The 19,027-nt window shown below is 63.6% G+C and carries 14 protein-coding genes; 5 read left to right on the forward strand and 9 right to left on the reverse strand.

Annotation, left to right across the window (positions count from 1 at the left end; genetic code table 11):
- Positions 1 to 180: 180 nt before the first annotated feature.
- The 3 genes from ISS97_RS17820 to ISS97_RS17830 all read right to left on the reverse strand — a co-directional run bounded on the left by ISS97_RS17820 (position 181) and on the right by ISS97_RS17830 (position 4,668).
- On the reverse strand, positions 181 to 726 hold the full coding sequence (locus tag ISS97_RS17820; RefSeq protein ID WP_379983250.1) for an RNA polymerase sigma factor: 546 nt from the start codon (positions 724 to 726) through the stop codon (positions 181 to 183).
- Entirely contained in the window at positions 726 to 1,406 is a 681-nt protein-coding gene (locus tag ISS97_RS17825; protein WP_379983249.1) for a secretin and TonB N-terminal domain-containing protein, read from the reverse strand. The genes ISS97_RS17820 and ISS97_RS17825 overlap by 1 nt, the downstream gene beginning before the upstream one ends.
- Positions 1,407 to 1,599: 193 nt before the next feature.
- On the reverse strand, positions 1,600 to 4,668 hold the full coding sequence (locus tag ISS97_RS17830) for a TonB-dependent receptor domain-containing protein (protein ID WP_379983248.1): 3,069 nt from the start codon (positions 4,666 to 4,668) through the stop codon (positions 1,600 to 1,602).
- A 435-nt stretch (positions 4,669 to 5,103) separates the two neighbouring features.
- Here ISS97_RS17830 and ISS97_RS17835 point away from each other — a divergent pair, with 435 nt between their 5' ends.
- The gene (locus tag ISS97_RS17835; protein ID WP_379983247.1) at positions 5,104 to 7,122 is read left to right on the forward strand and encodes an MGH1-like glycoside hydrolase domain-containing protein; all 2,019 of its coding nucleotides are present in this window, start codon (positions 5,104 to 5,106) and stop codon (positions 7,120 to 7,122) included.
- Here the strand turns inward: ISS97_RS17835 and ISS97_RS17840 are convergent.
- The gene (locus tag ISS97_RS17840; protein ID WP_404580153.1) at positions 7,058 to 8,953 is read right to left on the reverse strand and encodes an esterase/lipase family protein; all 1,896 of its coding nucleotides are present in this window, start codon (positions 8,951 to 8,953) and stop codon (positions 7,058 to 7,060) included. The genes ISS97_RS17835 and ISS97_RS17840 overlap by 65 nt on opposite strands.
- A gap of 271 nt (positions 8,954 to 9,224) precedes the next feature.
- Between ISS97_RS17840 and ISS97_RS17845 the strand changes: the two genes are divergently transcribed.
- Positions 9,225 to 10,223, forward strand: a complete 999-nt coding sequence (locus ISS97_RS17845) for an Lnb N-terminal periplasmic domain-containing protein (protein ID WP_379983245.1) — start codon at positions 9,225 to 9,227, stop codon at positions 10,221 to 10,223.
- Between the two features lie 44 nt (positions 10,224 to 10,267).
- On the opposite strand, the gene ISS97_RS17850 is transcribed toward ISS97_RS17845, so the two are convergent.
- Complete coding sequence (locus tag ISS97_RS17850) at positions 10,268 to 11,473, reverse strand: MFS transporter (protein ID WP_379983244.1); 1,206 nt, start codon at positions 11,471 to 11,473, stop codon at positions 10,268 to 10,270.
- A 140-nt stretch (positions 11,474 to 11,613) separates the two neighbouring features.
- On the opposite strand from ISS97_RS17850, the gene ISS97_RS17855 reads away from it, so the two are divergent.
- The 3 genes from ISS97_RS17855 (at position 11,614) to ISS97_RS17865 (ending at position 14,278) form a co-directional block, all read left to right on the forward strand.
- Positions 11,614 to 12,339, forward strand: a complete 726-nt coding sequence (locus tag ISS97_RS17855) for an HAD family hydrolase (protein WP_379983243.1) — start codon at positions 11,614 to 11,616, stop codon at positions 12,337 to 12,339.
- 25 nt (positions 12,340 to 12,364) lie between these two features.
- Positions 12,365 to 13,213, forward strand: a complete 849-nt coding sequence (locus tag ISS97_RS17860; RefSeq protein WP_379983738.1) for an NAD-dependent protein deacetylase — start codon at positions 12,365 to 12,367, stop codon at positions 13,211 to 13,213.
- Between the two features lie 168 nt (positions 13,214 to 13,381).
- Complete coding sequence (locus tag ISS97_RS17865; protein ID WP_379983242.1) at positions 13,382 to 14,278, forward strand: CHAD domain-containing protein; 897 nt, start codon at positions 13,382 to 13,384, stop codon at positions 14,276 to 14,278.
- Positions 14,279 to 14,297: 19 nt separating this feature from the next.
- Here ISS97_RS17865 and tadA read toward each other — a convergent pair whose 3' ends face one another.
- From tadA to folD, 4 genes are all read right to left on the reverse strand, one after another.
- Complete coding sequence (gene tadA / locus ISS97_RS17870) at positions 14,298 to 14,789, reverse strand: tRNA adenosine(34) deaminase TadA (RefSeq protein ID WP_379983241.1); 492 nt, start codon at positions 14,787 to 14,789, stop codon at positions 14,298 to 14,300.
- Positions 14,790 to 14,869: 80 nt separating this feature from the next.
- Positions 14,870 to 16,450, reverse strand: coding sequence for a glutamine-hydrolyzing GMP synthase (gene guaA / locus ISS97_RS17875; RefSeq protein WP_379983240.1), 1,581 nt, complete (start codon positions 16,448 to 16,450; stop codon positions 14,870 to 14,872).
- A gap of 124 nt (positions 16,451 to 16,574) precedes the next feature.
- Entirely contained in the window at positions 16,575 to 18,032 is a 1,458-nt protein-coding gene (guaB, locus tag ISS97_RS17880; RefSeq protein WP_379983239.1) for an IMP dehydrogenase, read from the reverse strand.
- A gap of 105 nt (positions 18,033 to 18,137) precedes the next feature.
- Positions 18,138 to 19,007 (reverse strand): bifunctional methylenetetrahydrofolate dehydrogenase/methenyltetrahydrofolate cyclohydrolase FolD, encoded by an 870-nt coding sequence (folD, locus tag ISS97_RS17885; RefSeq protein WP_379983238.1) that lies wholly within the window; start codon positions 19,005 to 19,007, stop codon positions 18,138 to 18,140.
- Positions 19,008 to 19,027: the final 20 nt, after the last annotated feature.

Raw genomic sequence — 19,027 nt, forward strand, 5'->3', positions numbered from 1 at the left:
TCACCCCATCATTTGAAATCTCATGCGTTGGGGCCAGCCCTGTCTGTCCGCATGCCTTCGGTCCGCCGTCTCGACAGACCACCAGTCTGCCTTCGCCGACGGCCCTGCGGCCTGCGAACAGACAGGGCTGGTGACGATGGCGATACCTGATCAGCGCTGCCTTAAGGGTCTGCATACTCATCAAGACTCTTTTCCAGCCCCGGGACCGAACCGCTGCACCACCCGGCGATCGAGACGTGCGCCACAGTGTTCGAGTGCGCGCTTGAGTTCCTTGCCGACCATGCGTACGGAAATGCGGAAGCGGTCGGCAATATCCTGCTGCGAGACGTCCTCGACCCGGGCGGCGAGCAGGATCGCGCGCTGGCGCGGGGTCAGCTCCTGCAGCGCCTGTTCGAGCGCGGCCACTTCGAGGCGCGCGTGCACGATTCTGGCAGGGTCGAGTGCGTCATCGGCGAAGTGCAGCAGTTCCTCGACTTCTTCCCCGGTAAGGTAGCGGGCCTCGGCCTGGCGCTGGTCCGCCGCCACATTGAGCGCCATGCGGAACAAATAGCCGCCCGGGTTGCTCTGCGCGACCGTGCCGTCATGCATGCGCTCGACGCGCAGATAGGTTTCCTGCAGCACGTCGTTGACCAGCTCATCGGAACCCAGGCGCCGGCGCAGGCGTTTGCGCAGCTCGCCCTGTTGTTCCATGAATAACGCCAGCAAGGACATCGACGAAGCCGCCATCAGGCCGCCTTGTCGCGCGCGGGCGAGCGGCTGGTGCAGCCCGGCAGCCGCGACGCCGCGCCGGGCAACAGAAGTATCGTTACGGGCTGCACCATCACCAGCGGTGGCGGCTCCAGCCGCAGGCGCAGCATTGCGACCTGGATTGCGGCATCGCGCTCGGCGGAACCACTGCTGCTGATCAGGCGCATCTTATCGACCGTGCCGGCCGCCCCGATCCACAACTGCATGACCAGCCGGTAGGTGCCCAGCCGCGTGGTTTCGGAACGGCACAGATGGTTTTCGACGGCGGATTGCAGCGTCGCACCGTAGGCTTCGGCGACCGGATCGGGGGGCGCGTCGTTTTCCTGACGATCCTCGTGAATGTCACTGCTGTGCGTCGCTCCCGCCGTGGCGGTGGTATCGGCGGGTATCAGGGTGAAGGCCTGGTCGGCGGCGTAGTGCTGGACCAGGCCGGTACCTGCGAGCAGACGATCGAGCGCCTGTTCGGCCGTAAAGTCGCCGCTCACGCCCGGCGACTCGCGGCCAGCGAGCAAGGTCTGATCGACCAGCAAGGCCTGGCCGGTCACATCACTGAAAGCACGCACGGCGCCGCTCAACGACTGCGGGCCGATATCGAAATGAAGGCGCTGACGCGCATCACGGCGAACGGGAACGTCATCCGACGCCGGCGGCAAACCCATGGCATAGCCAGCTCCCCACGAAAGCAAACACCCTGCGGCTAAGACCCACTTGGCGCGCGACATGACCGTTTCCTGATTGCCCGGACCGGAAAGGCCTCTATGCCAAGCACAACCCCTCGCACATCCGTCGGGATCGTAACTATGTCATATGTCAGTTAGATAACCGCAAGGTGGTTCTGCTTCGTTCGTCCGCCTAGTAGTCGTAGCTCACGCTCAACCGGACGTAACGCGGCGCCTCGCGATACAGCGCCGTGCCAAACAACGGATTGGGCGAATACGGCGCCTGCTCTGAGTTGGGCTGGAGGAAGGTCGGGCGCTGTTCGTTGAAGACATTGAACACGTTGGCGCTGATGGCGAGTCGCTTGGCGGCGAACATCGGGCGATAAGTCACGCCAAGGTCGAACTGGTGAAGCCAGGGCAAGCGGCCGTGGCTGCCGGGTGGCGACGGTTGTCCATTGCAGAAGTGGTAGGCGTTGCCGTAGCCGACCGGGTCGGTGTGATCGGGGCCGTAGTAACCAAGGCAGATGCGCGGGTTACCGGATTGCACGCTGAGGTTGCCGGATACCTGCCACTCCGGATCGATCTGGTAATAGCCGAAGAGTTTCACCACATGGGTGTGGTCGTTGTTCTGCGGGCCATTGGTGTGTTCCATGATCGCGTAGTTGTCCCAGTCCTCGCTGGCGGACGCGCCGCCTTGCAGCAGATCCGAACGCACCTGCCCTTCCGTATTGCCGTAGCTGCGCGAGAACACGTAATCGATCTTGCCGTACCAGGTGCCGTCGAAGGGGTGTTCGAGAAAGGTTTCCAGGCTGTAGTAGCGGCGCTTCAATCCGTTGAAGCCCAGTTCGGCGTCGCTCATCGGCACGCTGACCAGACTGCCGTTCGTGGTCACCAGGTTGAAGGTATTCGCCCGGCCCGGATTGATCAGGTAACAACTGTTGCTGGAGGCGATCTGGTAACCGAGCGATTGCGCCTTGTCCAGCACACGGTTGACGTCGCAGAAATCGTCGATCGCGTTGCGCAGAATGCGCTGGGTCAGCTTGGCTCCGTAGGTCCAGCTCGGACCGGCGGTCTTGGTGAAGCCAAGAATGAACTCGTCCTGGTCCTCGGCCTTGATGTTCTTTGCTGTCACCGTGCGAGGGTCAGGCGGGATGCCGAAGGAGTTGTTTGCCGAGACCGGGTTGGACATCACGGTCAGACCTGTCGGCGTACCGTCGGCAGCGATACCGCCATAGGTGTAGTACTGCTGCGTACTGACGTAACCCGCGGCGGCACCGGTCGCCGGGTTGAGCGGCATGCTCAGGTAGTAGCGGCCGGCATTGCCGTAGATCTTGAAACTCGAATCGCCATTGACGTCCCAGCTGAAGCCGAGCCGCGGCGCCCATTGCGGCTTGGTCTGCGAAATGAACGCCTGTCCATTCGGGTTGTAGTCGGTGAACTGGTCGTTGCGCAGGCCGAGCGACAACAGCCATCGATCACTGACCTGCCATTTGTCTTCAACATACTGGGCGCGCTGCATGGAGCGCACGCTCACCGCGTTGTTGGATACGTTCTTCTGTACGTAGTAGCCACCCTGCCCGTTCGGGAAATTCGCCGGTGCGGGCACGCCCAGGCCGGACACGATCGGTGCATTGGGGGTATTGGTGTGCCCGTAGGACCAGACGTAGCCAGGCCCGGAGTTCTTGTTGCCCTGGTTGAGCGCCTCGGATCGCTGGTTGTCGATACCGACGCTGATCATGTGATCGCCCAGGTGGTAACTGACATCCAGGCGGGTGTTGGTGGATTTGTTGCTGCGCGCGGGGTCGTAGAGCGTCTGGATCGTCTGGTTGTTGCCGCGCGCCACGCCGCCGTTCAAGGCCGGATTCTGGTTGGTGATGTTGCTGACGTAGGTAAGGTTGCTGTCGTAGCTTCCCGGCACGTCGTAGTCGGTGGTCTTCATCTCGCCGTACATCGCGCTCACCGTGAGGTTGTCGGTGATGTAGCCGGTGTACTTCGCGACATAGAGGTCGCCGCCGACCTTGGTGTTGTCGTCGGCATTGATGAAGGCGCCCTGCTTGAGCGCGGTGTAGTCGTACTTGGAGATCGAGCCATTGCCCTGGCGCTTGTCCGAGGCGCCGGTGAGCTCGAGGATATTGCTGTCGTTGATGTTCCAGTCCAGCTTGCCGTACCAGCGCGGGCTGTCGTAGCGATACGTTTGATAGGGCTTGCTGTTGTCGACCGCATTGACGTTGGTGCCGTCCTGGCGCTCGAACTCGCCGGCCAGGAAGAAGAACAGCTTGTCCTTGATCAACGGACCGCCAACGTAGGCACTGGCCGTGGTAGTCCAGAGCTTGTTCTTGCTCTTGGGGTCGTAGAGGTTGCCCGCCACCGGCGACGACGGTATGCCGTTGGCGTAATGCACATCGGTGTAGTCGCTGCGGGCGAAGGACGGCTCCCACAATATCTGGGCGCCATAGTGCCAGCTGTTGTTGCCGCGCTTGCCGACCTGGTTGATGACGCCGCCGTCCGAACGGCCGTATTGCGCGCTGTAGCCGCCGGTATAGACCTCCTGCTGATCGATCGCGCCGTAGGGAAGCGTGATGCCGCCATGTCCGTTGAGCGGATCGGTCGTGTTGAATCCGTTGATGTAGTACGCGTTCTCGGTGGCGGCCGAACCGCCGAAGCTGACCAGCGGCTTGCCGGTGGCGGTCGTGAAGTTGGCACTGTTCCTGAGGACGCCGGGAGCCAGCATGGCGATGGCTTCGGCGGACCGTCCGAGCGGGAGCTTCGCCAGCTGCTCCGATGTGATCACCGTGCGCGAGTCCACGCTGGTGACATCGATGGCCGGCAGCGCGTTGGCGACGACATTCACCGAACCAAGATTGGATACCGCCTGACCCGCTCCCGCCGCGCTGACAAATGAGACATCGGTGCCCGCGCCGACGTGCAAGGCGATGTCGCTGCGTGTCTCGACCGTTTTTCCTTCCCGGCGCAACGACACCGTATACGTGCCCAGCGGCAACTGCGAGGCGACGTAGCGGCCCCGTGCATCGATCGGCACTTCGCGCTTGAAGCCGTTGGCGCTTTCGATCAGCACGGTTTCGCCACCACTGGGGGTCACCTGACCGAAGAGCGTTCCGGTGGTCGCCTGGGCGAATGCCGCGCCTGAGGTCCCCAGCCCGACGGCCAAGGCCAGAACCAGGGCGGTTCTATTGAATGAAGACTTATTTTGGGCGTGCTTATCCAGATCGCGCTTGTACGGCAGCGATTGCAACGTCGTCATTATGTTCATCCCATCGTTGGCGTAGGGCTCAGGACGAAATGACCATGCCGGCATCGGCGTGCTGGCAGGTAACACGCTGAAAGCATCAGCGCGTCAGGAGGTCACGATCATCCAGAAAAGCCGGAATTAGATCGATCTAAATCATGTTCCCTTTAAAGCCCGAACAGGATGCATCCAATTCGGGCTCGGCGAGAACCATGCATCGGTGTCACATGGTTGTCAACTATTTCCACAGAAACCAATGGACATTTAGACGTCTAAACGATTTGTTGATATGAGCAATAGTTGACGCAGTCCACAGCAATATAAGCAAACCTTGTTGTTGCTTCCGCACAAACGACAGGCCAAGAGCTCCTACCGGGCCAGCGCCCATGAGGCTCGCGTTATGCGTACCATTCGTCTCCGACACGCTACCGAGCCAGGGAACGACACACCATGTATCCATCCGTCAAATCCATGATCGTGGCTGCGGCCTGCATCGGCTTCGGCATCCACGGCGGGAGAGTACGGGCCGAATCATCTGTTGACCGGAATGGCGCGGCCTATGTCGATCTGCTCGACATGCACGGCTCGCCGAACACGCCGACGGACCGAAGCTTCAATATCTTTTTTGACGCTGGCGCGTGGCACGGCTATAGCTTGCCGCTGACGGATGATCGGGAAACGGGATTTTCCGGGCCTTTTGTGCATAGCCTGTCTGAGGGGCAATGGGCCGGCGCGCGCTTCGCTGCCCTGGCGCTGAGGGATGTCGCGAGCGAGCAGGACATGACCCTGGTCCCGGCTGAAAGCCATGCGGCACCGGGCTATCTCGTTCGCGTTTTTTCCGGACTGGATCTGACTGTGCGCCAGACTCTGTTCTTTGCCGACTCCTGGCACGCACTGGTGCGCGTGGAGCTGATCGCGGCGAAAGCGCAGGACGTGAATCTCTCCGTACTCGGCCGTGCGATGTCCACCGACAACGCACGGCTCGACCAAAACGGCGATACGGTGACGCAAACCTTCGCCCATTCAAACTCGAAGCTCAGCACACGGCTTCACATGGATGGGGCGCCGGCACAGCACGTCACGCTGTCGGGTGCAAATTACCGGATCAGCCTGGAGCAGCCCCTGCATCTGAAACCTCATCAGGCCGCCACGGTCTTTGTTGAGCAGACGCTGATCTATGACTCTCGCGCGGAGACACCGCCGCCGGTTGACTACGCCACTGCATGGATCAGGAATCGCGAGCGCTGGGCTGGCTATCTGAAGTCCGCCGCATCGACTCGCCTTCCCGGCTTGTCCGATGACGTCGTACGCCGGGTGGCCGTCAAGGCCATGGTGACTCTGCTGGGCAACTGGCGCGCAGCGCGTGGCGACATGCATCACGACGGCGTGATCCCCTCTTACTCCAATCCCGATTTCAATGGCTTCTGGGCCTGGGATTCGTGGAAGCACGCGGCGGCGCTGGCGCACTTTGCGCCGAAGCTTGCGCGCGAACAGATACTTGCGATGTTCGACTACCAGGCCGCTGACGGCATGGTTCCGGACTGCGTCTATCTGGATAAGGCGAACAACAACTGGCGTGACAGCAAGCCGCCCCTGGCGGTATGGGCGGCGCTGGAGCTCTATCGCGCCGATGGCGACAAGGCCTTTCTGGCCGACCTGTACGACAATCTGGTGCGCTATCACCGCTGGTGGTTCACAGCGCGCGATCACGATCACAACGGACTGGCCGAGTTTGGTTCGACCGATGGCACCCGAATCGCTGCGGCGTGGGAAAGCGGCATGGACAACGCGGTCCGCTTCGACACCGTCGCCATGCTCAAGAATGGCGACGGCGCCTGGTCGATGGATCAGGAGTCGGTCGACCTCAACGCCTATCTCTATCGGGAAAAGCTCGACCTCGCCGCGGTCGCGGCCATCCTCGGCAAGACGCAGGATCAGCAGCGCTGGCTGGCCGAAGCCGCGGCAATGAAGACACCGATCCAGACGCGGATGTTCGATCCGGCGCTTGGCTATTTCTTCGATGCCAGGCTGGGCCGGGACGAACGTGTGCGCATATTCGGTTCGGAAGGTTGGGCGCCGTTGTGGGCAGGTGTGGCGAGCGCCGACCAGGCGGAATCAGTGATTCGTGTGATGCTCGATCCGAAGAAGTTCGCGACGGTCATGCCCTTCCCTACCCTTGCCGCGGACGATCCCCGGTTCGCGCCGATCAAGGGTTATTGGCGCGGTCCGGTGTGGCTCGACCAAGCCTATTTCGGCGTCGAAGCGCTAAGGCGTTATGGCCACGAACGGCAGGCCGATGACATGGCCCGCCGCTTGGTGCTTCGGGCCAAAGGGCTCACGCAGCAAGCGCCGTTCTATGAAAACTACGACCCGCTGACGGGCACCGGCTATCAATCGCGCAACTTCAGTTGGTCGGCAGCCAGCTATTTGCTGTTGCTGCAACATTCCGTGAAGGACTCTTCTCGCTAGACCATGACACGGCGGTACTGTGGGCCGCCGTGTGCAGCCGAAGAATCCGGCGCAACTCCAGAATGGCGGCTGGCGTTTCCTGCACGCTATGCCATGACGGTATGGCGAGCTCGGACTCTGCACCGTCCAGGTGTGCGCTGCGATAAGGCACCACGCCATCGCTGCTGTCGATCAGCGGCCCCGGCGGAGTGTAGACGCCGACGATGGTGTGATAGCGCACGGCCGGCGACATTGGCAGATCGGCCGCGGCCATAATGAAGGGATCTTTGTCGCTCAGGTTGTCGATGCTGTTCGGGATGCGCATCGGCGTGCTGCTTTCCGAATCGCCTTTGATCAGGTCGGAAACGCTGGCGACTTCCTTGATGACGTTGGCTGGCAGACGGATCAGGTTGCCGAACCAGCGCGCCAGGGTGTGCTGCGCATAAGGCGTGCCCCGCTGCGGCGAAGCGAGAAATACTGCCCGAGTCACCTGGGGCATGGGCGTGAATTGCAGGTACGGGGACAGGCGTTCGCGCAACCGCGCTTTCTTGGCTGGCGACAGATCGGCGCGGGTGGGAATCACGCTCCAGAGTCGGTCGCCGCTGGACGACACCAGCAGGCGCGCGATGACGCCGCCCATGCTGTGGCCGATCAATACGACGTTGTTCGACGCGCGCGCTTTGCCGCTGGGGTCGAAGTGGCGGAAGGTGGTGTCCAGCGCCTTGCGGATGTTGGCGAGGTTGACGGCAATGGGCGCGTTAGTCGGGTAATAGATTTCCCACACCTGATAGTTGCGGCGCAGTTCGGCGTCACCCATCACTTCGTTCGACACGTTGATCCATGCCTCGGGGCTGCTGGCCAGACCGTGCAGCATGATCACTGTCATGCGATTGGGGTCGTAAGGCTGCATCAGGAAAACGCGTGGTGTCTTGATACCGCCTTCCCTGCCCAGCAAGGAGCGGATCGACTGGCTGGCAAACCCCGAGCGCGCCAGCCACACACCGTAGGCCGCGGTGAAGTTGGCGGCCAGCGGCACTTCACGGCCGGCAACGGTGACCGAGTCGTCGCGATACGGGTCCCTGACCAGCACACGGACCTGACGCGTGGCGAGTACGTCGTTCAAGGTGGTGCCGTCAAACAACAGGGCGCCGGTCATCGACGCGTAGTCGGGTTCGCGCCATGGCACGTCGTTGTCGGGTTTGTCTGGTGGAGCGACGGCCACGAACTCGGAACCAAAGCCGTCGCGCCGGTAGACATTGCGCAGTCCGTTGAAACGCAGCGTGGAGGCGGAAAGCAGCTCCACCGGTTCTGTCGGTTCCGCCGTGCTTTCGACTGACTTCGGACCGGCCTCGGGCCGCATGACCGTCCAGCCGGCCAGCTGCGTCTGGGTCCATTGCTTGTCCAGGTGCGGCAGTTCCTGGAAGAAGCGCGTCACCACGCGCTGCACCGAAAAATTGTAGAAGCCGATCACCTGCACCTGGCGCAGCTCGAAGGAGCGTTCGGACGGCTGGCGCTTGGTATAGAAGAGGTAGGCATAGGCGTAGCGCCCAGCCTGCAGAAAGGCATCGAGAGTCTGGTCGCTCATCTCCGCGTCGATCTTCGAGCGGTCGCTGCGGATCGCCCGCGCCAGCCAGAGTTCGGAGAGCGCCGACAGCCGCTGCTCGTCGGTGAGTCCCGATGAGTGCAGCACCGTCTCCACGCAGGCGTCGAACGCACGCTCGCAATCATCGGCGTTCAGTGCCACCACGTTGAGCGACTGCACGCTGCGGTCGCTCAATCTGCCGGTGCCGATCACATCGCCGCGCCGCTCATTGACCGACTCGTGCAGCTTGATGCGGCTGACCCCCACCATGGCGCAGGCGTTGAGGCAAAGCAGCCCAGCCAGCAGAACGCATCGCACTATCCAGACGCACTTTCCGTGGTTCATCGTGCGAGCGGTCCACCGTGGGGAGTCGAGGCTGCGATTGTAGCCATGCCGGGTGACGCCGCCACGGCTCCCGGCGTACTCCGCCAAACGGCTCACAAACGGTCACCCCGGTTCCGGCTTGCCACCATCCTGCGTTGTCATCGGGCGAGCAAAGCTGCAGGCTTGCACCCTTGAATGGACGCCCGGCGGAAACACGATGACCAAGAAATACCGGCAGTTTGGCCGGGTCGTAATGATCGCCTTGCTGGGGCTCGTCACCTTCGCCTCTGGTGTATGGGGCGCCCTGGCGCTCTGGTATCGCCTGCCGGGAGGAACGGCCGTGCAGGCGACGGGCAGCGTGCTGTGGTCGGTTGCCGTGATCGTGCTGGTGGTGTTCGCGGTGTTGCGGCACAGCTGGCTCCCGCTGGGTATCTACGTCCTGATGTATGTGGCGCTGCTGGGCTGGTGGTCAACGCTGGTTCCGTCCAATAACCGCGTCTGGGCCGACGATGTGTCCCATCTGCTGTCCGGCCAGGTGACGGGCAGCCTGGTGACGCTCACTAATGTGCGCAACTTCCACTGGCGCACGGATGACGACTACGACATCCACTGGGAAACCCGCAGCTACGATCTGGACCACCTGGCCTCGGCGGACGCCGTGCTGTCGTACTGGGGGAGCCCGGCTATCGCGCACGCGATGATTTCGTTCGGCTTCGACGATGGCCGCCATGTGGTTTTCTCGGTGGAGATCCGCAAGAAGCGTGGCGAGCAGTTCTCGTCAATCGGCGGGTTCTTCCGGCAGTTCGAGACGATCCTGGTCGCTGCCGATGAGAACGACATCATCCGGGTCCGTACCAATGTCCGTGGCGAGGACGACTACCTCTATCCGCTGCGCATGGACAAACCCGCGATGCGCGCGCTGTTCCTCTCCTATGTGCGAACGGCGGATGAACTGGTCGAGACGCCGGCGTTCTACAACACGATCGCGTCGAACTGCACCACGCTGGTCTACGGCATGGCCAAGAAAATCGACCCGGGCCTGCCCTGGGATATCCGCCTGCTGATGACCGGCTATCTGCCGGAGTACCTGCACAAGGTCGGCGCGGTGGATACGAGCATCCCGGTGGAGCAGCTTCGCCAGCGTGCGCGGATTACCGACAAGGCAAGAAACAGTCCGTCTGATGCGGACTTCTCCAAGGCGATCCGAACGCCTTGATCGGCGTGAACTAATAGCGACAGCGTCGGACTGCGCGCGACGCGCTACGCGAGCCCGGGGCCGGTGCGCAGCCGCAACAGCAAGGTCAGCACCACGGCGAGCATCGCCGCCACGGCGGCCAGGGCATAGACGATGCCGAAGCCCATGCCGCCGGCGATCCAGCCGCCTACCGGTCCGGTGATCGCCATCGCCACATCGAGAAAGACCGAGTACACGCCCAGCGCGGAGCCGCGGCTGTGGGCGGGAACACGATTGACGGCTTCGACACCGAGTGCCGGAAAGATCAGCGAAAAACCCAGGCCGGCGATGGCAGCGCCAATCGTCGCCATGAAGGCGCCGCTAGCCTGCCACAGCATCAGCAAACCGACCGCCTCAAAGGCGAACGACACCATCGCCACGTAGTACCCGCCCCACCAGTTGATGGTGCGGCTGAAGACGAAGCGCACGCAGGTGAACATCACACCAAACACACTCAGGGTCAGCGCCGCGCCCTGCCATTGATGCGCGGCATAGAACAAGGTGATAAAGGTCGCGATGCAGCCGAAGCCGATGGAACCCAGCGCAAGGCCCATGCCGTAGGGCACCACACGCGCGGCGACGTGCAGGAATGGCGCGCGCTCACCGGCCGCCACGGCGGTTGCGCGCTTCAGGCGTGCCAAGGGAAGCGCGATCAACATCAGCGCGAACGTCATCGCGCCGATGGCGACGAAACCGAACTGGCCTTCCAGCCACACGCCGAGCGGCGCGCCTGCGGCCAGTGCGCCATAGGTGGCAACGCCGTTCCAGGAAATCACGCGGGCGGTGTGCTGATGACCCACCTGCCCCATGCCCCAGGCAATGGAGCCCGTGCCCACGCAGCTTTCCGCACAACCGAGCGCCAGGCGTCCAATCAAAATCAGGCCAAGGCTGAGCGCGGCATGCCCCGCAGCCAACGCACCCAGCAACAGGAACACGCCGCTGGCGGCGCACATGCTCAGGCCGGTCAGCACCGTGCGTTTGGGTCCAAGGGTGTCGGCCATGCGGCCGGCGTGGGGGCGGCTGATCAGTGTCGCCACGTACTGCACGCTGATGGCGAGGCCGGCCAGCATGGCGCCATAGCCAAGCCGGTTGTGCACGAAGCCCGGCAGCACCGCCAGCGAGAGGCCGATGGTCAGATAGGTGACAAAGGTGAAGGCGACGGTGCTGAGGATGGGCACCATCACGCGAGAGCGCTGGTCGTGGGTCGACTCAGCGGAAGCAGCCTGGCTCATGAGTACATCGAAGATGGCGTGCGGCAACGGCGCACCCGCACATTGTAAACGCGGATGCTGCAGCGCGTCATGATCGGATTGACGCAGCGCCGCCGCTACGGCTCCTGCGTTATCGTGTGCGTTCTTGTTGAGCGAACGGGATGGTTTACGTGATTGAGCTTGTGGGTTTCGACGGCGACGACACGCTGTGGCACAGCGAGGGCTATTACCAGGAAGCGCACGCCGAGTTCGAACAGATCGTGGGCCGCTATGTGGACTTGGGCAACCTGCGTCTGCACGATCGCCTGCTCGCTACCGAGCGGCGCAATATCAAGCTGTTCGGCTATGGCGCCAAGGGCATGACCCTGTCGCTGCTGGAAGCGGCGATCGAGATCACCGGCTCACGCATCAGCGCCGCTGACCTGCATCGCATCATCGGTATCGGCAAGCATGTGATGTCGCATCCGGTGAAGCTGCTCCCGGGTATCCGTGAAGCGATCGAGGCCGTAGCGGCGCGATACAAGATCGTGCTGATCACCAAGGGTGACCTGTTTCATCAGGAACAGAAAGTGGAGAGCTCCGGCCTGGCCGATCTGTTTCATCGCATCGAGATCGTGTCGGAGAAAGACGAGCGCGCTTATCGCCGCGTGCTGGGCGAGTTCGGCATCGACGCGGGATGCTTCGCGATGGTCGGCAACTCGCTACGCTCGGATATCGCGCCGGTGGTGGCATTGGGCGGCTGGGGCGTGTACATGCCTTACCACGTGACCTGGGCGCACGAGGCGGATACGGATTTCGCAGCCAGCTCGCCGCGCGTCGTACAAGTGCAAGGCGCCGATGGCATCGCGGAAGCAGTAAGCGAACTTGGCCTGCGGACCGCGGCCTGAGGGTGCATTCATGAGCGCCGATGTGATGCCTTCGTCTGTTGGCTTGGCCAATACCGCCGCGCTGGAACAGGACCGGCAACGACTGCATGACTTCATCGAAAGCCATCGACGGCTGTTCGTGCTGACGGGTGCTGGTGTCAGCACCGACTCGGGTATTCCCGACTATCGAGATAAAGATGGCGGCTGGAAGCGTCCGCAACCGGTGACCTTCCAGGCCTTCATGGGTGAACTGCGTACACGGCAGCGTTATTGGGCGCGCAGCCTGGTTGGCTGGCGGCGTTTTTCTCTGGCGCGCCCCAACGCCGCGCATCTCGCGCTGGCCCGGCTCGAAGCGGCCGGACACGTGGAAGTGCTGCTGACGCAGAACGTGGATCGCCTGCATCAGGCGGCCGGCAGCCAGCACGTGATCGACCTGCACGGCCGGCTGGATCAGGTGCGTTGCATGGATTGCGGGCAACTCATGCCGCGTCAGGATTTCCAGCGAGAACTGGAACACCGCAACCCGGCCTGGGCCGTGCTGGAAGCGACCGACGCGCCGGATGGTGATGCCGACCTGGACGGGCATGACTTCTCCCTGTTCGTGATCCCGCCCTGCCCGATGTGTGGCGGCATCCTCAAACCGGACGTGGTGTTTTTCGGCGAAGGAGTGCCGCGCGAACGGGTGGAAGCGGCCATGCACGGTCTGGCGGCCGCGGATGCGGTACTGGTGGCCGGTTCGTCGTTGATGGTGTTTTCCGGCTTCCGTTTCGTGAATGCGGCGGCCAAGGCGGGCAAGCCCATCGCCGCCGTCAACCGGGGCCGAACCCGGGCCGACGGGCTGTTCAGCCTGAAAATCGAGCAGCCAGTGGCCGACGCCCTGGCCCTGGTTGGCTGAGATAGCTCGCGGGACCGTCGTTTTTGTAGCAAAGTAGGTAGCCCGGCGCGGGTAACTGCGCTGGAGCGTTCGTCCTGATCTGCATCAAGAAGCGTGTGAGCGCTTCGGTTAAAGCTAGCGGCGTGGAAGCCGCAGCCACGCCCGTCCGCAGTTTTCCGAGTCGAACTTATGCATCTGACCCCACAAGACCAGTCCGCCACGCACCCGGTACCGCCCAAGCGACGCGTGCCTTCCGGCGAGGCTTTCGAGGCCTTGTGCGACGCTTATGAGGGCTATCTGCATAAAGCGGAAAGCGCCCGCGCCGAGCTGCTGCGGAACTATCAGCCCAAAGCCCTGCATGCCTGGCGCGTCGGGCTGCGCCGCATCACCGCCACGCTCGACCGCGTGGCGCAGGCGCTTGGCGGTGACGACCCGCAGGCGTTGATCGAGCAGCTCAAAGTCTTTCGCAATGCGACGGGCGAAGCGCGCGATATCGATATTCTGCTGGACGAAACACTGCCCGCCTTCGTGGCCGAGGGGCGCTTCGATGGTGCATGGCTGCAAGCCTTGGAGACGCGCCGCGCCGAACTGCATCGGCAAGCGGTCGATGGCCTGCGGCATGCACCGCTGACAGCACCGCTGCGCGCATTCCGAACCTGGCGCGAAACCCACGCCCCCATGGCGGACAAAGCGTTGCGCCAGCTCGGTGCCGGGTTGATCGAAGCCCGCCTCCATCAGCTGCATAAGCGCGCGGAACGGCTGGAAGATGGACGCAAGCACCTGCATCGGGTGCGCACCACCACCAAGAAACTCCGCTACACCATGGAACTGTTCCAGCCGCTATTCCCCCGTCGCGCCACGCGTCACTGGCTGGATCAACTGGCCGAACTGCAGACACACCTGGGCGAGGCGCACGACCGCATGACCGGGCGCGCGCTCTGCCGCGAATGGCTGCCGGAGGCAAAGGGGCACGAGGACCTGAAAGCATTCCGACGCTGGGCGAAGCACACGGCCCATGCCTCTTCCACCAAGGCGGCGTCATCGCTGGAGCAGCTTTGGCGGTTGGAACGCTACTGGGATCGTTGAGCGCCCACCACGTGCGGACTCAACGGCGCGAGCGGAAGAACTCGCGCAGCATGGTCGACGACTCATCGGCCAGCAGGCCGCCATCCACCTGGATGCGGTGGTTGTGACGATCTGAAATCAGGGTGTCGAACACGCTGCCAGCGGCGCCGGTCTTGGGATCGGTGGCGGCGTAGACCACGCGGCCTATACGGGCATGCACCAGGGCCATGGCGCACATGGCGCAGGGCTCCAGCGTGACGTAGAGGGTGGCGCCGGTCATGCGGTAATTCGCCAGCTTCTCGCCGGCCGCGCGCAAGGCCTGGATCTCGGCGTGCGCAGTGGGGTCGTTGAGGGTGATGTTGCGGTTCCAGCCCAGGCCGACAATCTCGTCGCCAAGCACCAGCACCGCACCTACCGGCACTTCGTTCTCGGCATCGCGAGCATGCGCGGCCAGTTGCAGGGCGCGGCGCATGAAGCGCTCGTCCTGCTCGGAAAAGACTGGCGCTGCTGGCTGGATGGGTTCTTCCGTCATTTCAATGCATTACAGGATATTCGTGAGAAAAGTGGCGTGCCTGGCCTTGGATCAAAGAGCAGCCAAAGCCAGGCACAGCCTCATTCCCACTCAATGGTGGCCGGCGGCTTGCCACTGATGTCATAGACAACGCGAGAAACACCGCGCAACTCATTGATAATTCGATTGGATACCTTGCCAAGGAAGTCGTACGGCAGGTGAGCCCAATGCGCGGTCATGAAGTCGATGGTCTCCACGGCGCGCAAGGCGATCACCCATTCATAGGCTCGCGCATCGCCCACCACACCCACCGACTTGACCGGCAGGAAGACAGCGAAGGCCTGGCTGGTCTTGTCGTAGAGATCCCAGCGGCGCAGTTCTTCGATGAAGATGGCGTCGGCACGGGCCAGCAGTTCGGCGTACTCGGGCTTCACTTCGCCCAGAATGCGCACGCCGAGACCGGGCCCCGGGAACGGATGGCGGTAGACCATTTCGCGCGGCAGGCCGAGTTCGACGCCGATACGGCGCACCTCGTCCTTGAACAGCTCACGCAGCGGCTCGACCAGCTTGAGCTTCATGTGCTCCGGCAGGCCGCCGACGTTGTGGTGGCTCTTGATGACATGGGCCTTGCCGGTCTTGCTGCCGGCCGACTCGATCACGTCGGGGTAGATGGTGCCCTGGGCCAGCCACTTCACGTGACCGTCGCCGGCGGCGGTGACCTTGGCCGATTCCTCGTCGAAGATCTCCACGAACAGGCGGCCGATGATCTTGCGCTTGGCTTCCGGGTCGGCGACGCCTTCCAGTGCCTTGAAGTAGCGCTCCGCGGCATTCACGCGGATTACCTTCACGCCCATGTGTTCGGCCATGGTGGCCATCACCTGGTCGCCTTCCTTCCAGCGCAGCAGGCCTGTATCGACGAAGACGCAGGTCAGCTGCTTGCCGATGGCCCGATGCAGCAGTGCGGCGACGACCGACGAATCCACGCCGCCGGAGAGGCCCAGCAGCACATGATCCTCGCCGACCTGGGCACGCACGCGTGCGATCTGGTCTTCAATGATGTGCGCGGCCGTCCACAGCGTCTGGCAGCCGCAGATGTCGGTGATGAAGCGCTTGAGCAGCGCCGTGCCCTGCTTGGTGTGGGTCACTTCCGGATGGAACTGCACGCCGTACCAGCGCTTGTCCTCGTTCTCCATCACCGCGACCGGGATGCGGTCGGTGGTGCCGGTGATGACGAAGCCCGGCGGTGCCTTGGCGACGTGATCGCCGTGGCTCATCCACACGTCCAGGCGATGGCTGTCGCCATGGTCGCTCAGGCCGGCGAAGAGGCAGCTCGCCGGCGTGATATCGACTTCGGCATGGCCGAACTCGCGCGCGTCGGCTGCCTCGGTGGCGCCACCCAGCTGCGCAGCCAGCGTCTGCATGCCGTAGCAGATGCCAAGGATAGGCAAGCCGGAGTCGAACACTTCCTGCGGCGCCTTGGGCGCGCCCGGCAGCGTGGTGGACTCGGGACCGCCGGACAGGATGATGCCCTTGGCGCCGAACGCGGCGATCTCGGCCGGGTCGTGGTCCCACGCCCAGATTTCGCAGTACACGCCGATCTCGCGGATGCGGCGGGCGATCAGCTGGGTGTACTGCGCGCCGAAATCGAGGATGAGGATTTTGTCGCTATGGATGTCGGTCACGGTCCGGCTCCGATGCGCGGCAGTGCCCTGCCCTGCGCCTGTTCTCTGAAAACGCTCCGCCGGCACCGTAGGCGCCGGCGGATGGAAACAAAGCGCCGGCCATGGGGCCGGCGCTGGGGATCACTTACGAGTTGAGCCGGTAGTTCGGCGCTTCCTTGGTGATCTGGATGTCATGCGGGTGCGCTTCGGTGACGCCGGCGGAAGTCACTTTGACGAACTGCGCGTTGTTGCGCACATCGTCGACCGTGGCGGCACCGAGATAGCCCATCGAGGCACGCAAACCGCCGATCAGCTGATGGATGATGTTGCGCAGCGGGCCGCGGTACGGCACGCGGCCTTCGATACCTTCCGGCACCAGCTTGTCGGCGTCCGCTTCGTCCTGGAAGTAACGGTCCTTGGAACCCAGCGCCATCGCGCCAAGCGAACCCATGCCGCGGTAGCTCTTGTAGGAGCGGCCCTGGAACAGCTCCACCTCGCCGGGGGATTCCTCGGTACCGGCGAACATCGAGCCGAGCATCACGGTGGACGCACCGGCGGCGAGCGCCTTCGGGATATCGCCGGAGTAGCGGATGCCGCCATCGGCGATCAGCGGGATCTCGTCCTTCAACGCCGTGGCGACCAGGTCGATCGCGGTGATCTGCGGTACGCCGACACCGGCAACCACGCGGGTGGTGCAGATCGAGCCGGGACCCACGCCGACCTTCACTGCGTCGACGCCGGCATGCAGCAGTGCGCGCGCGGCTTCGCCGGTGACGATGTTGCCGGCGATCACCTGCACCTGCGAGTAGTTCTTCTTGACCCAGGCGGCGCGTTCGATCACGCCCTGCGAATGGCCGTGCGCGGTATCCACCACCAGCACGTCCACACCGGCGTCGACCAGCGCGGCAACGCGCTGCTCGGTGTCGCCACCCACGCCCACGGCCGCGCCGACCAGCAGGCGCTCGTGCTTGTCCTTGGCGGCGTGCGGGTTGTCGCGGGCTTTCTGGATGTCCTTGACGGTGATCAGGCCGCGCAGCTGGAAGTCGTCGTTGACCACCAGCACTTTTTCGATGCGGTTCTGATGCAGCAGCTGCAGCACGTCGTCCTGGCTGGCGCCTTCGCGCACAGTCACCAGCTTCTCCTGGCGCGTCATGATGTTGCGCACCGGGTCGTCATGCTTGCGCTCGAAGCGCAGGTCGCGGCTGGTGACGATGCCGACCAGCTTCTCGCCATCCACCACCGGCACGCCGGAGATGTTGTGCGCGCGGGTGAGCTGCAGCACTTCGCGGATGGAGGTGTTGGGGCCAACCGTGATGGGGCTGCGGATCACGCCCGCCTCGAACTTCTTCACCAGGCGCACTTCGGCAGCCTGCTGCTCGGCGGTCATGTTCTTGTGGATGATGCCGATGCCGCCCTGCTGGGCCATGGTGATGGCGAGGCGCGCCTCGGTGACGGTGTCCATGGCGGCGGACACGATCGGGATATTGAGGCGGAGGTTCCGGGTCAGCCGCGTGGAGGTATCCACGTCGCGAGGGAGGACGGCCGAATGGGCCGGAACGAGGTACACGTCGTCGTAGGTGAGGGCCTCGGCGAGGATACGCATGCGATTATGTCCCGCTGCAAAGAGGGAATTATACGCATCCGCCCGTGGCGCTGCCAGCGTCACGGGTGAACAGAACGTCGCACGGAACGCTACAAAAGCGCTTGATCAGGCCACCTTGTGCGGGATGCCGCGGGACTCCGCAGCTTCCAGCGTGTTCTCCAGCAACGTGGCCACCGTCATCGGGCCGACGCCGCCAGGAACCGGCGTGATCCAGCTGGCGCGCTTCGCCGCGGGCTCGAATTCAACGTCGCCGACCAGTCGGCCGTCGTCCAGGCGATTGATGCCCACGTCGATCACCACGGCGCCTGGCTTGATCCATTCGCCCTTGATCAGGCCCGGCTTGCCCACCGCGACGATGACGATGTCGGCCTGGCGGATATGGCTTTCCAGATCGCGCGTAAAGCGATGGCAGCAAGTGGTGGTGCAACCGGCGATCAGCAACTCGAGCAACAGCGGCCGGCCGACGTGATTGGACACGCCCACGACAACCGCGTGCTGGCCGCGCACCGGGCGATCGGTATGGCCAAGCAGAGTCATCACGCCACGCGGCGTGCAGGGACGCAGGCCGAAGCGGCGCAGGGCCAGGCGGCCGATATTCACGGCCTGGAAACCATCAACGTCCTTGGCCGGATCGATGCGGTCGACCAGGGCGTCTTCGTCGATATGTTCCGGCAGCGGCGACTGCACCAGGATGCCGTGGATGTCGGGATCGGCGTTGAGGCGGTCAATCAGCGCGAATAGCTCTTCCTGGCTGGTGGTGGCCGGCAAGTCGTAACCGAAGGAGCGGAAACCGACCTGCTGGCAGGCTTCGCGCTTCTTGCGCACGTAGACGGCGGACGCCGGATCGCTGCCCACCAGCACCACCGCCAGGCCCGGCTCGGACAACCCCTGCGCTTTGCGCTCGACGACACGCCGGCCGATACGGTCCAACAGCTCTTTAGCGATGCGTTTGCCGTCGATGATCCGTGCGCTCATGGTCGTGCCTGCCTGCAAAG

The organism is Dyella koreensis (assembly GCF_044904565.1).
Taxonomy (GTDB): domain Bacteria; phylum Pseudomonadota; class Gammaproteobacteria; order Xanthomonadales; family Rhodanobacteraceae; genus Dyella_D; species Dyella_D koreensis.